This window comes from Pseudomonas sp. CFBP 8770 (assembly GCF_014841705.1).
Classification (GTDB): Bacteria; Pseudomonadota; Gammaproteobacteria; order Pseudomonadales; family Pseudomonadaceae; genus Aquipseudomonas.
On the sequence record NZ_JACYUL010000004.1, the window covers coordinates 172698 to 186671 of the forward strand.

Sequence of the window (13974 nt, forward strand, 5' to 3'; positions counted from 1 at the left end):
CGGACCTGCTGCGCTTTGTGATATAAATCGGCGCAGCAACCTGCCGACGAAGAGCTCGCCCCATGCCTCACCCGATCCTCATTACCGGCGCCAGCCAGCGCATCGGCCTGCACTGTGCCGAACGCCTGCTGGGCGAAGGCCAACCGGTCATCATCAGCTATCGCCAGGAGCGCGAAACCGTTGCGCACCTGCGCGAGATGGGCGCGGTGACCATCCATGCCGACTTCGCCAGTGAAGCCGGCATCCTGGCCTTCATCGACGCACTCAAGGCGCAGACCACCCAGCTGCGCGCCATCGTGCACAATGCCTCGGCCTGGATCGCGGACACTGCCGGAGACGAGGCCGCCGCGTTCCAGCAGATGGTCAACGTGCACATGCTGGCGCCCTATCTGATCAACCTGCACTGCGCCGACCTGCTGCGCGCGTCGAAACCTGCCGACATCGTACACATCAGCGATGACGTAACGCGCAAGGGCAGCGCCAAGCACATGGCCTATTGCGCGAGCAAGGCGGGACTGGACAACCTCACGCTGTCGTTCGCGGCGCGGTTCGCGCCGGCGATCAAAGTGAACGGGATTGCCCCGGCGCTGATCCTGTTCAACCCGGATGACGATGCCGATTACCGCTACAAATCGCTGGCCAAGTCGGCGCTGGGCATCGAGCCGGGTGCCGAGGTCATCTACCAGAGCCTGCGCTACCTGCTGGAAAACCCCTACGTGACGGGCACGACCTTGACCGTCAACGGCGGCAGACACGTAAAATAGGCATGCCTGCGTCGGTTCGGCACGACGCTGGCCCCGAACATTCTGCGGAGCACACAACGATGGCACCACTGCAGCCAGGAATGGCACGCATCCGGGTCAAGGACCTGCGCTTGCGCACCTTCATCGGTATCAACGAAGACGAAATCGTCAACAAGCAGGACGTGTTGATCAACCTCACCGTGCTGTATCCGGCGCTCGAAGCGGTGCGCGACAACGATATCGAGCATGCCCTGAACTACCGCACCATCACCAAGGCGGTGATCCAACACGTGGAGGGCAACCGTTTTGCCCTGCTCGAACGCCTGACCCAGGAGATTCTCGATCTGGTCATGCAGAACACCGCCGTGCGCTACGCCGAAGTGGAAGTCGACAAGCCCCACGCACTGCGCTTCGCCGAATCGGTTTCGATCACCCTCGCCGGCAGCCGCTGACCGGTTGCCGCTCAGCAGGAGAACGACATGAACGAACAACAACGCCTGGAATTGGAAGCAGCGGCTTTCCGCCGTCTGGTCAAGCACCTGGACGAACGCAAGGACGTGCAGAACATCGACTTGATGAACCTGGCCGGGTTCTGCCGCAACTGCCTGTCCAAATGGTACAAGGCAGCTGCCGACGAGCAGCAGGTCGAGGTCAGCCTCGATGAGGCCCGCGAAGTCGTCTACGGCATGCCCTATGCGCAGTGGAAGGCGCAATACCAGCAGGAAGCCAGCGCCGAACAGCAGGCGGCCTTTGCCAAGGGGACGCCCAATGCGTGATGTAAACGCGCTGCGCGCCAGTCTGGCCAGCGGTGAACATCCGTTCGCCGCGACGCTGGCTTTCGTCGCCGAGCACTATGCCTATGAACCACAGGCATTCAGCAACGGCGCTCTGGACAATGCTGCAGGGCAGAACGAAGGGTCCTGCAAGACCTTGGGCCTGGCACTGCTGGAAGGTTTGAGCGATGAAGAGGCGCTGCTGGCGTTTGGCGAGCACTACCGTTCGGTGGTGGCGACGCCCGAGGGCAGTGACCACGGTAATATCCGCAATCTGATGGCGCATGGGTTGGCAGGGGTGAAGTTTTCCCAACTGCCGCTGACCCGTCGGGGCTAACGGGCAGGCATGAAAAAACCGACCTGCAGGGGTCGGTTTTTTTGTGCCCGGCTTTGGGGCCTCTTCGCGGGTAGAACCCGTTCCCACAGGGACAGTGTCCTTCACTGGGAGTACAACACCCTGTGGGAGCGGGTTCTACCCGCGAAAGCCGCGCTGCGGTTCTGGATCAGAACGAAGCGTTGGCCAGACCGTCCAGGTAGCGCTCCACATCCAGCGCCGCCATGCAGCCGGCGCCGGCCGAGGTAATTGCCTGGCGGTAGACATGGTCAGCCACGTCGCCGGCAGCGAATACGCCCTCGACGCTGGTCGCGGTGGCATTGCCTTCACGCCCGCCCTGAACCACCATGTAGCCGTCTTTCAGAGCCAGCTGACCGTCGAACAGCGAAGTGTTCGGGGTGTGACCGATCGCGATGAACACGCCATCGACCTTCAGCTCTTCGGCAATGCCATCGTTGTTGCGCAAGCGCGCACCGGTCACGCCCATATTGTCGCCCAGCACCTCTTCCAGCGTGGCATTGAGCTTGAGCTCGATCTTGCCTTCGGCCACGCGGGCGTGCAGCTTGTCGATCAGGATCTTCTCGGCGCGGAAGGTATCGCGACGGTGGACCAAGGTCACCTTGCTGGCGATGTTGGCCAGGTACAGCGCCTCTTCGACCGCCGTGTTGCCGCCACCCACCACCGCGACTTCGCGGTTGCGATAGAAAAAGCCATCGCACGTCGCACAGGCCGAAACGCCCTTGCCCATGAACGCCTCTTCCGACGGCAGGCCCAGGTAGCGAGCACTGGCACCGGTGGCGATGATCAGCGCGTCGCAGGTGTAGGTGGCGCTGTCACCCGTCAGGGTGAACGGCTGGGCGGCGAGGTCCACGGCATTGATGTGGTCGAAAACGATTTCGGTTTCAAAGCGTTCGGCGTGCTCGCGCATGCGCTCCATCAAGGCCGGGCCGGTCAGGCCATGGGGGTCGCCCGGCCAGTTGTCGACTTCGGTGGTGGTGGTCAGCTGACCGCCTGCCTGCATGCCGGTGATCAACAGTGGCTTGAGGTTGGCGCGCGCAGCGTACACGGCAGCGCTGTAACCGGCAGGGCCGGAGCCCAGGATGATCACGCGGGAATGACGAGTTTGAGACATGACTAACTCCTGACTGCCGGACGTTGGCGCCGATCCGGTGCGGCTGGAATAAAAAGGACTGGCAAGGCACCTTGGGGAAGGTTCAACGCCGCCAGCCCAGAAATTTGCCCGTGAAATCCAGGCAGGGTCAGCGCTTACAGGCTCTTGGCATTTCCAGCCAGGTAGTCGGCGACGCCCTGGGCATCGGCCTTCATGCCTTTCTGGCCTGGACGCCAGCCAGCAGGGCAGACTTCACCGTGCTGTTCGGTGAACTGCAGCGCTTCGACCAGACGCACCATGTCGTCGACATCGCGGCCCAGCGGCAGGTTGTTCACCACCTGGTGCTGCACGACGCCTTGCTGGTCGATCAGGAACGAGGCACGCAGGGCAACGCCGTCTTCGTGCTCGACACCGTAGGCGCGGACAATCTCGTGTTTCACGTCGGCGACCATGGTGAATTCGACTTCACCGATGCCGCCCTTCTCCACCGGCGTGCTACGCCAGGCGTGGTGAGTGAACTGCGAGTCGATGGACACCCCGACCACTTCGACACCCAGCTCGCGGAACTTGGCGATACGATTGTTGTGGGCGATGATTTCCGATGGGCACACGAAGGTGAAGTCGAGCGGCCAGAAGAACAGCACCACATACTTGCCACGCAGGGAAGACAACTGGAAGCTGTCGACGATCGAGCCGTCGCCCAGTACGGCAGCGGCGTCGAAGTCAGGGGCTTGGCGGTTGACCAGAATGCTCATGAAGAACTCCTTGGAAGCGAAGATGGGAAAGGGTTGAAATTCGATGTGCCCAAGCTTAACGAGGTGGGCCCGATTAGGGAAATACCCTTTGGCAATCCAACCCATAGCCCTCGTCTATCCGCGAACGGCCCATTCGTGCAGAGCACGCAAGGTTGTTACCGGCCATTGCCGTGGTTCCCGAGCGTCGGCAAAGCCGGTACTGTCGGCACGTTTCCCCTGTCTCGGAGTTATCCATGCCTGTCCCTGCACTGTCCGGCCCGCAATACTTGCGCGAGGGCCTGAAAATGGTCTTGTCTCCTGGGCTGCGCTTGTTCGTGTTGCTGCCATTGAGCATCAACCTGGTGCTGTTCGTGGGCCTGATCTACTTCGCCGGCCACCTGTTCAGCGGGTGGGTCGACCACCTCATCCAGAGCCTGCCCAGCTGGCTGGGTTTCCTCAGCTTCATACTCTGGCCGCTGTTCGCCGTGCTCGTAGCGTTCATGGTGTTCTTCAGCTTCACCATGCTGGCCAACATCATCGCCGCTCCTTTCAACGGGTTTCTCTCCGAGAAGGTCGAAGTGGTGGCGCGGGGCAAGGACGATTTCCCCGCCTTCCGCTGGACCGAACTGTTCGAAATGATCCCGCGCACGCTGGCCCGCGAAGCGCGCAAGCTCGGCTATTTCCTGCCGCGCGCACTGGCACTGTTCGTGCTGTCGTTCATCCCGATGCTCAATATCATTGCCGCCCCTCTGTGGTTGCTGTTCGGGATCTGGATGATGGCTATCCAGTACATCGACTACCCTGCCGACAACCACAAGATGAGTTGGCAGGACATGCTCGCCTGGCTGCGCCAGAAGCGCTGGCGCAGCCTCAGTTTCGGCGGCATCGTTTACCTGGCACTGCTGATCCCGGGGGTAAACGTTTTGATGATGCCGGCAGCGGTGGCAGGCGCGACATTGTTCTGGGTGCGTGAGCGACAATAGCCTTTGCGGTAGAACCACTGGTCGTTAATGACTGCGACCAGTCCGACATCTACTATTCTCTTTCTACCCAAGCGCTTTCACGGCAGCGACTTTCGTAAAGAAACATTCTTCAACTCTCGCCAGCTTCACCCCACACCGCCGTTGGTCAAGCCATACCAAAAGACCTTACATCGCTTCTTGAAGATGTAACCTGTGCATTCCAGTAGTCGGGTTGATTTGAAACTATCACCTTGAAATACTGGAGCAATACAACTATGAATCGGAAATTGGCAGCGGAGTTTCTCGGCACATTCTGGTTGGTGTTCGGCGGTTGTGGAAGCGCAATATTCGCTGCCAAATTTCCAGAACTGGGGATCGGATTTGCTGGCGTATCGCTGGCTTTTGGTTTGACCGTCCTCACCATGGCCTATGCCGTAGGCCCCATTTCGGGGGGACATTTCAATCCTGCCGTTACCATCGGGCTATGGGCGGGCGGGCGGATCTCACCCAGTGAAGTCATGCCCTACGTGGTGGCCCAGGTTGTCGGCGCTGTCGCCGCGGCCGCAGCGCTCTATACGATTGCCTCCGGAGCGCCCCTGTTCGAAACGGGCGGATTCGCCGCGAACGGGTACGGCGATTTGAGTCCCGGCAACTATTCCCTGGCTTCCTGCCTGTTCGCCGAAGCCTTGCTGACATTCTTCTTTTTGCTGATCATCATGAAGGTCACCAGCACCAATGCGCCGGCAGGCTTTGCTCCACTGGCCATCGGCCTTGCCCTGACGCTCATCCATCTTGTGTCCATCCCCATCACCAACACCTCTGTCAACCCTGCACGAAGTACCGGGCCAGCCTTGTTCGCCGGCGGGCCTTATATCGCGCAACTGTGGCTGTTCTGGCTTGCCCCCGTGGTCGGTGGGTTGCTGGGTGGATGGGTCGGGCGGGCGATGGGCGAAAAAAATGATCTGAAGATTCCTGCTCATGTGTAGGCCTGGCAGGTTGTTCATGAAACTTTGCCAGGCAACCGTGAACTTGCTCCCACGTCGTAATTGCAACCATCGCGAGGCTGTGATGATTCCGACTCTTTCCGCTGATAAACGATTGAAACACTGGCATGTATCGTGGCACATCCGAGAGCGTGAAATCTTCTGTGTGGAATGCGGGGGCCTGCAGACGTATTCAACATCTTCTCAGCCTTTCAATTCGAATCATATGGCGAAATGCCGGAATGACAGCTGCGAGCCTCAACATCCATGGCAAGAATTGCGCGAGATATTGTTCGACTGGAAACTTGAAGTCATAAAAACCTCATGAAAGCGCCACACCTGTGCAATACATGGCTTCGAACATGAGCTGATGACAGCTCCCTCTTTGCATATCACCCTGGTTACCGAAACCTTCGCTCCCGAGATCAACGGGGTCGCCAGTACGCTCGAATATCTGTGCGAAGGGTTGCGCGGTCGCGGACACCGAGTGGATGTGGTGCGGCCGCGACAGGCGCAGGACACACGCCTGGCTGACGATGTGATGCTGTGTCGCGGCTGGCCGATTCCCGGGTATCCGGGGCTGCAGTGGGGCGAGTCGTCCAGGCGGCGGCTGGTGCGGCACTGGCGATCAAGGCGACCCGACGTGGTGTATGTCGCCACGCCGGGGCCTTTGGGCTTGAGCGCACTGCGCGCGGCACGGATGCTGGGTATCGCGGTGGTCAGCGGTTTTCATACCAACTTCCAGCAATACGCCGCACACAGCGGGTTGGGGCTGTTGACGCGGGTGGTGACGCATTATCTGCGCTGGTTCCACAACCGTACGCAGATGACCCTGGTGCCCAGCCACGGCCAACGCCTCGAGTTGCAGCGACGTGGCTTCGAGCGGTTGCAGCTACTGGCGCGTGGCGTCGATGCTCAGCTGTTCCATCCTGCGCGGCGCAGTGCCGAGTTGCGCCAACGCTGGGGGCTGGCGGAGGGTGACCTGGCGGTGATCCATGTCGGACGCCTGGCATGGGAAAAGAATCTGGACCTGCTCGCGCGTACCTTCAGCCATCTGCAGGCGTTGCATCCGCAGCGGGTGATGAAGTTGATCGTGGTAGGTGACGGCGGGCGGCGAGGCAACCTGCAGCAGAAGATGCCGGAGGCGATATTCTGCGGGGCATTGCGCGGCGAGGTACTGGCTGAACACTATGCCAGCGGTGATATCTTCGTCTTTCCCAGCCTCACTGAAACCTTCGGCAATGTGGTGCTGGAAGCGCAGGCATCAGGGCTGGCCGTGGTGGCCTACGATGAGGCCGCCGCCGCGCAGCATATTCGCCACGGGCACAGCGGCGCGCTGGCCATGCCGGGCGACGAGGCGGCGTTTCTCGACGCGGCGGGCTGGCTGCTGGAAAACCAGGAAAACCTGCGGCGGGTTCGTCTCAATGCGCGTCGACATGCCAACCGTCAGGGCTGGGAGGCCATTGTCGAGCAGTTCGAGAAGCAACTGACGAGTGCGTGCTACCTGAGGTCTTCTGCGGATCTCGCTAACACCGCGGCGCCTCTTCGCGGCCAATGACCGCTCCCACCGATGATTCGCGCCCATGAGCCTGATCAGTGTGGGAGCGGTCCGTGGCCGCGAAAAGCGCGCCGCGCAGTGCCAGCAGATAACGCATCAACCCTTCGCGGCCGCTGACCGCTCCTGCTGAGGTAGCGATGTGGTGGGGCAAAAAAAAGGGCACGTCGCTGACGTGCCCCTTTTTTGCATCTGCGCCTGGCCGCTCGCAAGAGCGCCTTGCCCAGATCAGTGGTGATGACCACCCTCGCCGTGCACGTGGCCGTGGGCGATTTCTTCCTGGCTGGCGTCGCGGATGTCGACGACCTTGACCTTGAAGTGCAGGCGCTGACCGGCCAACGGGTGATTGCCGTCGACGGTGACGTCGTCGCCATCCAGATCGCGGATGGTCACGATCTGCATCTGGCCATCTGGCGCGGAAGCGTGGAACTGCATGCCCACTTCCAGCTCGTCGACGCCTTCGAACATGCTGCGCGACAAGGTGCTGACCAGCTCGGCCGCGTACTCGCCATAGGCATCTTCAGGCTCGATGGCCACGTCCAGGTCGTCGCCGACCTGCTTGCCGTCCAGGGCCTTTTCCAGGCCGGGGATGATGTTACCAGCGCCCTGCAGATAGACCAGCGGCGCGCCGCCGGCGGAGCTGTCGATAACCTCACCGGCGTCATTGGTCAGGGTGTATTCGATGGAGACAGCCTTGTTGGCGGCGATCAGCATGAGGTAAGACCTTTTGCATAAGAATGTAGAACGACCAAGTGTAACCAAGGGTTGGCTTGAAAGCGAACCCACTCGGCCAGTGGTCGACCGGACACAATGCGCGCGGCCTTTGGGCCTTCTGCACGCATCTTGAGGTTATGACTGCCCACGGCGCGATTCGTTTCTACTTGCGGGCCGTGGCGTGATGCTTGTAGCGTGCAGCCCGAAGCTCACCCGAGAAGCTCGCATGCAAACATTTTTCATCGCGCCGACCGATTTTGGCGTCGGCCTGACCTCCATCAGCCTGGGGCTGGTGCGGACCCTGGAACGCGCCGGCCTGAAGGTCGGCTTCCTCAAGCCCATTGCCCAGCCACACCCCGGCGATCAGGGCCCGGAGCGCTCGACCGAACTGGTGGCCCGTACCCATGGCCTGCAACCACCCAAGCCCCTGGGCCTGGCCCATGTGGAACGCATGCTGGGCGATGGCCAGCTCGACGAGTTGCTTGAAGAGATCCTGACGCTGTACCAGCAGGCTTGCCTGGGCAACGATGTGGTCATCGTCGAAGGCATGGTGCCCACCCGCCACGCCAGCTATGCCGCCAGGGTCAACCAGCACCTGGCGAAAAGCCTGGATGCCGATGTGATTCTGGTCTCGAGTGCCGAGAACGAAGTGCTCGCCGAGCTTTCCGGCCGGGTCGAGCTGCAGGCGCAGTTGTTCGGTGGCCCACGTGATCCGAAGGTGCTGGGCGTCATCCTCAACAAGGTGCGTACCGATGAAGGCATGGACGTCTTCGCCGCCCGCCTCAAGGAACACTCGCCCCTGCTGCGTGGCGGCGATTTTCGCCTGCTCGGCTGCATTCCCTATCAAGCCGACCTGAACGCACCCCGCACGCGTGACGTGGCCGAACTGCTCGGCGCCCAGGTGATCAACGCCGGTGACTACGAACAGCGGCGGATGAACAAGATCATCATCTGCGCGCGGACGGTGCTCAATACCGTGCAGCTGCTCAAGCCGGGGGTTCTGGTAGTTACCCCGGGCGACCGCGACGACATCATCCTGGCAGTGAGCCTGGCCGCCATGAACGGCATGCCCCTGGCCGGGCTGCTGCTGACCAGCGATACGCTGCCCGACCCACGCATTCTCGAGCTGTGTCGGGGCGCCTTGCAGGCTGGCCTGCCGGTGCTGTCGGTGAGCACGGGCTCCTACGACACTGCCACACGCCTGAACCAGCTGAACAAGGAAATTCCGATTGATGACCGCGAACGTGCGGAGATCATCACCGATTTCGTCGCCGGCCATCTGGATGCCCAGTGGTTGCACCAGCGCTGCGGCACCCCGCGCGAACTGCGGCTGTCACCGGCGGTGTTCCGTTATCAGTTGATCCAGCGCGCGCAACAGGCCGACAAGCGCATCGTGCTGCCCGAAGGTCACGACCCCTTGACCATCCAGGCGGCCGCCATCTGCCAGACGCGCGGCATTGCACGCTGCGTGCTGCTGGCCAAGCCGGCCGAGGTGCAGGCGGTTGCCAGCGCCCATGGCATCGCACTGCCCGACGGGCTGGAGATCCTTGATCCCGACCTGATCCGCGGTCGGTACGTGGAGCCGATGGTTGCGCTGCGCAAGAGCAAAAGCCTGAACGCGCCCATGGCCGAGCAGCAGCTGGAAGACAACGTGGTGATCGGCACCATGATGCTGGCCCTGGATGAAGTGGATGGCCTGGTGTCGGGCATCGTCCATTCCACCGCCAACACCATCCGCCCGGCCCTGCAGTTGATCAAGACCGCGCCCGGCTGCAGCCTGGTGTCCTCGGTGTTCTTCATGCTGTTCCCCGATCAGGTGCTGGTGTATGGCGACTGCGTGATGAACCCGCACCCCAGCGCTGCAGAACTGGCAGAAATCGCCCTGCAGAGCGCCGACTCCGCCGAAGCCTTCGGCATTGCCGCGCGGGTGGCGATGATCAGCTATTCGAGTGGCAACTCGGCCAGTGGCGAAGAAGTCGAGAAGGTGCGTGAGGCCACCCAGCTGGCCCAGGAGATCCAGCGCGACCTGCTGATCGACGGCCCGCTGCAATACGACGCGGCCGCCAATGAAAACGTGGCGCGCCAGCTGGCCCCGGACAGCCGGGTCGCCGGCCGCGCGACGGTGTTCGTGTTTCCCGACCTGAACACCGGCAACACCACGTACAAGGCGGTCCAGCGCAGCGCCGATTGCGTGAGCCTGGGGCCGATGCTGCAAGGGCTGCGCAAACCGGTCAACGACCTCCCGCGTGGCGCTCAGGTCGACGACATCGTCTACACCATTGCCCTGACCGCCATCCAGGCCAACCGCACCATCGACCTTTAGGACCCGTCCCTTGAAAACGCTTACCGGCTTGTGCGCCGCACTGTTGCTGGCGCTGAACACCATCGTTTGCTGCACGCCGCTGTTCATCGTCAGCCTGCTCAAGCTGTGCCTGCCGTTCGCGGCGGCGCAGCGTGTGACCGACGAACTGATGCGCCACATCCACGAAGCCTGGATCAGCAACAACAAGGCCTGGATGAACCTGCTCGGCGGTATCCGCTGGAAAGTCGAGGGCTTGCAGGGCCTTGACTACCAGCACTCCTACCTGGTGACCAGCAACCACCAGAGTTGGGTCGATATCCTCGTGCTGCAATACGTGCTGAACCGGCGAATTCGTCCGCTGAAGTTTTTCCTCAAGCGCGAGCTCATCTGGGTGCCGGTAATCGGCCTGGCCTGGTGGGCGCTCGGCTTCCCTTTCATGAAGCGCTATTCCAAGGCCTACCTGGCCAGGCATCCGGAAAAGAGAGGCGAAGACCTGCTCACCACGCGCCGCGCCTGCGCCAAGTTTCGCGGCAAGCCGACCGCCATCTTCAACTTCGCCGAAGGCACACGCTTCACTCCGGCCAAGCACGCGGCCCAGGCATCACCGTTCCGCCATCTGCTCAAGCCCAAGGCCGGTGGCATTGCCTTCGTGCTCGATGCCATGGGCGAGCAACTGCAGTCGATGGTCAACGTGACGCTGTTCTACCCCAAGGGCGCTCCCGGCTTCTGGGATCTGCTATGCGGTCGGGTGGGCGAGATTCATGTGCTGTTCGAAGAACTGCCGATTCCCGCGCAGTTCATCGGCCACAGCTACGATCAGGACGAAGAGTACCGGGCTCGGTTCCAGGCGTGGGTCAACGCATTGTGGACGCAGAAGGACGCGACGCTGGAACGACTCGAAACGGACTGATCGCCCACAAAAAATCCCGCTGCCAGAGCGGGATTTTTCATGGCCGAGGCAGGGATTACTGCTGCGGGTACTGCTGGCCCGGAATCGGCTTGAGGTTGACTTCGACGCGGCGGTTCTGGGCGCGGCCATTGGCGTCGGCGTTGCTGGCGATCGGCTGGTCGGGACCTGCGCCGCGGACCGACAGGCGCGAGCCATCGACACCCTGGGAGGTTAGGTAGTTGCTGACCGCCTGGGCACGCTGCAGCGACAGGTCCATGTTGTGCTGGCGGCTGCCGGTGCTGTCGGTGTAACCGACGATCTCGATGTTGTTTTCGTTGAACTGCTTGAACGAATTGCCCAGGTTGTTCAACGGCGAGTAGAAGCTGCTGGAGATATTCGACGAGTCGGTGGCGAAGGTGATGTTGCCCGGCATGATCAGCTTGATCTGATCGCCCTGGCGCTGCACCTCGACCCCGGTGTTGGCCATGCTTTCACGCAATGCCGCTTCCTGGCGGTCGGCGTAGTAGCCATAGCCTGCCGAAGCGGCACCCGCCACGGCAGCACCGATCAGGGCACCCTTGCCGCGGTTGTTGTGGTCGATGGCGGCACCGGCCACGGCACCGGCCAGTGCACCCAGCCCGCCATACTTGGCGGTCTTGCTGATGCCCGAAGAACCCTGGGCCTGGCCCTGGTTTTCATACGGATTCTGCGACGCGCACCCGGACAACAGGGCGATGGCAGCGGCGGCAGTGATCAAGCGACGCGAGGTAAACATGGGCAACTCCTACTACAAAGGCGGAAATCTGCAAACCAGAATGCGGCGGGTCATGGACCTCTGACTGCTTTAGACGGCAAACCCCGGGAAAGATTCCCCACACCGGGCCGACCAGGCTCGACGCCTGCAGCTTGCAAAGAGCCGCTTAAAAATGCACGCCGAAGCTGAGTTCGAGGAAGTCGCGGTCATCCACCGTGGTGTACTTGCCGTCGAAGAAGTTGGTGTACGACAGGCTCGCCGTGTAGGTGTTCTGGTACTCGGCGTCGAGCCCGAGGCTGACCGCCTTGCGACCTTCCTCGAAGTTGCCGCCGGGGCTCGGCGAATAGCCGGACACATCGTGCGACCACGCCACGCTGGGGCGCAGGTTGATCCCGGCGAGCACGCTGTTGTAGTCCCAGATGGCGCGGGCACGATAGCCCCATGCGGTGCTGGTGGTAAAACCGCCGTCGGTGCAGTTGCGCGAACGATTGCTGGTCGAGGCACCTGGACCCGCAGCGGCCAGGGTAGCGCTGTTGAGCAGGGTTGCGCAGGTGTCCAGGCCGTTGGTGGCGGGCAAAGCGCCAGGTCCATGCACCGCGTCGCGACCGTAGCGCATGCGCGAACTGCTCTCCAGGCCACCGACGTGGGTGACGCCCACCTCGCCCACCACCGTCAACCGGTCTGCGCCCATGACCCGATCGAAAAAATGCGTCAGGGTGGTCTGCAGCTGGGTGATTTCCTTGCGGCGGTAGCCCTTCAAGTCCTGGCCGGGCGTGCCGTCGAGCAGCGACGAATTGCTGTAGGTACCGCCCAGTGGGCGCACACCGGCATAGAGAATGTCGGTGGTATTGAGCTGCACCGGTGCATTGGGCCGGTAGCTGACTTCGCCACTCCACGCGGTGCCGGTAGGCAGTGTGGTGGAAAAGCTCAGCCCGTAAAGGCGAATGTCTTCGGGGTAGTCGTAGAAGTAGCTGGAATTGCCGGCCACCAGCAACGGCCCCAAAGCGCCGGCGCGCGACGCTGCTGCGTAGGTCGTGGTCGATGCCCCGGTCGCGTTGAACATCGGCGCGCGGCTGTGATAGTTCATGAAATAGGCACCGAACTCGGTGTCCAGTGGGTCGTAGTTGTAGTGCAGCGCCACGCCGAACTGGCCGCTGTCGCGTGCATCACGGTCTGCACCCCGGCGCACCAGCACCCCTTCCTCGTTGACGTCCACACCGGCCGCGACAAGCGCTGGCAGAGCGGCAGCCGGCAACCCTGAGCGCTTGCCCAGCAGACGCAGGTTATCGCTGCAGCCATCGGCGGCAACGTCTGCCTGGGCGAAGAACGTGCCGCAGTTGTCAGCCACCGTCTGGTCCCATTCGAGCTGGTAGAAAGCCTCGGCCGACAGATTGTCGGTCAGGCTCTGCGAGACGTAGAACAGATTGACCGGAATCAGCCCTTCCTTGATCTCGGCACCGGGTCGGCGGAAGGCCGAGACGTCGATCGGGTTGAGTGCGTTGATGCCATTCTGGATGAAGGTGCTCTCGCCCCAGCTGACCACCTGCTTGCCCAGGCGAACGGCGCCTGGTTGATCGCCGATGGCGTAGTTGTGGTAGACGAACGCGTCGAGAAGCTGCGCACCGGAGGACTGCGCGGCCTCCTTGCGGTTGGCGTCGCTAATGTCCTTGAAGGGACGGCCTTCGTCCTTGAGTTCGAAGTCGTACCAGTATTTGCCGCGAATGAAGACGCCGCTGTCGCCGTATTTCAACTCCAGGTCGTGCAGCCCCTTGAAGATCTTGGAAAAGGTTTCACGTTTCTTGAAATTCAAGTGACCGTCGTCAGTGGTCTGCGACAGGCCCGCGCCACCATTGTTGACGCCGATCAGGTTGCGGTTCGCCCCGGCCGTGGACCAACTGGCGCCGACCGACAGCGAGGTATCGAACTGACCATCGATTTCGCCGATGTTGAAGCTCACGGCAAGCGCCGGCCCGGCAAGCGTCGCCAAACCGACTGCCAGGGGTAATCTGGCCCGGCGACAGGGCAGGTGTACTGAATTCATCGACGCTGTTCCATTTTCGTGGTGCTGCTGGCAAGAGGCGCTGCGCGGCCATTATAGCCAGCCAGGAGCGATATCCGAC

Annotated in this window: 14 protein-coding genes; 9 read left to right on the plus strand and 5 right to left on the minus strand. The window is 62.0% G+C overall.

Annotated features, from left to right (window positions below):
• Window positions 1–62: 62 nt before the first annotated feature.
• From folM to IFT98_RS10430, 4 genes are read left to right on the plus strand one after another with little or no spacing between them, the layout of a single operon-like run.
• Window positions 63–764 (plus strand): dihydromonapterin reductase, encoded by a 702-nt coding sequence (gene folM, locus IFT98_RS10415; RefSeq protein WP_192048489.1) that lies wholly within the window; start codon window positions 63–65, stop codon window positions 762–764.
• Window positions 765–823: 59 nt separating this feature from the next.
• The gene (gene folX, locus IFT98_RS10420; RefSeq protein ID WP_049861227.1) at window positions 824–1195 is read left to right on the plus strand and encodes a dihydroneopterin triphosphate 2'-epimerase; all 372 of its coding nucleotides are present in this window, start codon (window positions 824–826) and stop codon (window positions 1193–1195) included.
• A gap of 27 nt (window positions 1196–1222) precedes the next feature.
• The gene (locus IFT98_RS10425) at window positions 1223–1519 is read left to right on the plus strand and encodes a DUF1244 domain-containing protein (protein ID WP_049861226.1); all 297 of its coding nucleotides are present in this window, start codon (window positions 1223–1225) and stop codon (window positions 1517–1519) included.
• Entirely contained in the window at window positions 1512–1853 is a 342-nt protein-coding gene (locus tag IFT98_RS10430; RefSeq protein ID WP_192048491.1) for a HopJ type III effector protein, read from the plus strand. The genes IFT98_RS10425 and IFT98_RS10430 overlap by 8 nt, the downstream gene beginning before the upstream one ends.
• Before the next feature lie 166 nt (window positions 1854–2019).
• Here the strand turns inward: IFT98_RS10430 and trxB are convergent, their stop codons facing one another.
• Both trxB and IFT98_RS10440 read right to left on the minus strand, forming a co-directional pair.
• Window positions 2020–2982 (minus strand): thioredoxin-disulfide reductase, encoded by a 963-nt coding sequence (trxB, locus tag IFT98_RS10435; RefSeq protein ID WP_122475169.1) that lies wholly within the window; start codon window positions 2980–2982, stop codon window positions 2020–2022.
• Window positions 2983–3116: 134 nt separating this feature from the next.
• Window positions 3117–3716, minus strand: coding sequence for a peroxiredoxin (locus IFT98_RS10440; protein WP_122715196.1), 600 nt, complete (start codon window positions 3714–3716; stop codon window positions 3117–3119).
• Window positions 3717–3949: 233 nt separating this feature from the next.
• On the opposite strand from IFT98_RS10440, the gene cysZ reads away from it, so the two are divergent.
• From cysZ to IFT98_RS10455, 3 genes are all read left to right on the plus strand, one after another.
• Window positions 3950–4678: a sulfate transporter CysZ gene (gene cysZ, locus IFT98_RS10445; RefSeq protein ID WP_192048493.1), complete on the plus strand. Its 729-nt coding sequence runs from the start codon at window positions 3950–3952 to the stop codon at window positions 4676–4678.
• A 254-nt stretch (window positions 4679–4932) separates the two neighbouring features.
• A complete protein-coding gene (gene aqpZ / locus IFT98_RS10450; RefSeq protein WP_192048495.1) occupies window positions 4933–5643 on the plus strand; it encodes an aquaporin Z in 711 nt (236 codons plus the stop codon).
• 367 nt (window positions 5644–6010) lie between these two features.
• Entirely contained in the window at window positions 6011–7198 is a 1188-nt protein-coding gene (locus IFT98_RS10455) for a glycosyltransferase family 4 protein (protein ID WP_197976630.1), read from the plus strand.
• A gap of 225 nt (window positions 7199–7423) precedes the next feature.
• On the opposite strand, the gene IFT98_RS10460 is transcribed toward IFT98_RS10455, so the two are convergent.
• The gene (locus IFT98_RS10460) at window positions 7424–7909 is read right to left on the minus strand and encodes an FKBP-type peptidyl-prolyl cis-trans isomerase (protein WP_043192958.1); all 486 of its coding nucleotides are present in this window, start codon (window positions 7907–7909) and stop codon (window positions 7424–7426) included.
• A 226-nt stretch (window positions 7910–8135) separates the two neighbouring features.
• Here IFT98_RS10460 and pta point away from each other — a divergent pair, with 226 nt between their 5' ends.
• Window positions 8136–10232, plus strand: coding sequence for a phosphate acetyltransferase (pta, locus tag IFT98_RS10465; RefSeq protein WP_192048497.1), 2097 nt, complete (start codon window positions 8136–8138; stop codon window positions 10230–10232).
• Between the two features lie 10 nt (window positions 10233–10242).
• Entirely contained in the window at window positions 10243–11121 is an 879-nt protein-coding gene (locus IFT98_RS10470; protein ID WP_192048499.1) for an acyltransferase, read from the plus strand.
• A gap of 55 nt (window positions 11122–11176) precedes the next feature.
• Here IFT98_RS10470 and IFT98_RS10475 read toward each other — a convergent pair whose 3' ends face one another.
• Window positions 11177–11875, minus strand: coding sequence for an OmpA family protein (locus IFT98_RS10475; RefSeq protein WP_122475182.1), 699 nt, complete (start codon window positions 11873–11875; stop codon window positions 11177–11179).
• A gap of 145 nt (window positions 11876–12020) precedes the next feature.
• Window positions 12021–13895 carry a DUF1302 domain-containing protein gene (locus IFT98_RS10480; RefSeq protein ID WP_192048501.1) on the minus strand — a complete coding sequence of 625 codons (1875 nt, stop codon included), beginning with the start codon at window positions 13893–13895 and terminating at the stop codon, window positions 12021–12023.
• Window positions 13896–13974 lie beyond the last annotated feature (79 nt).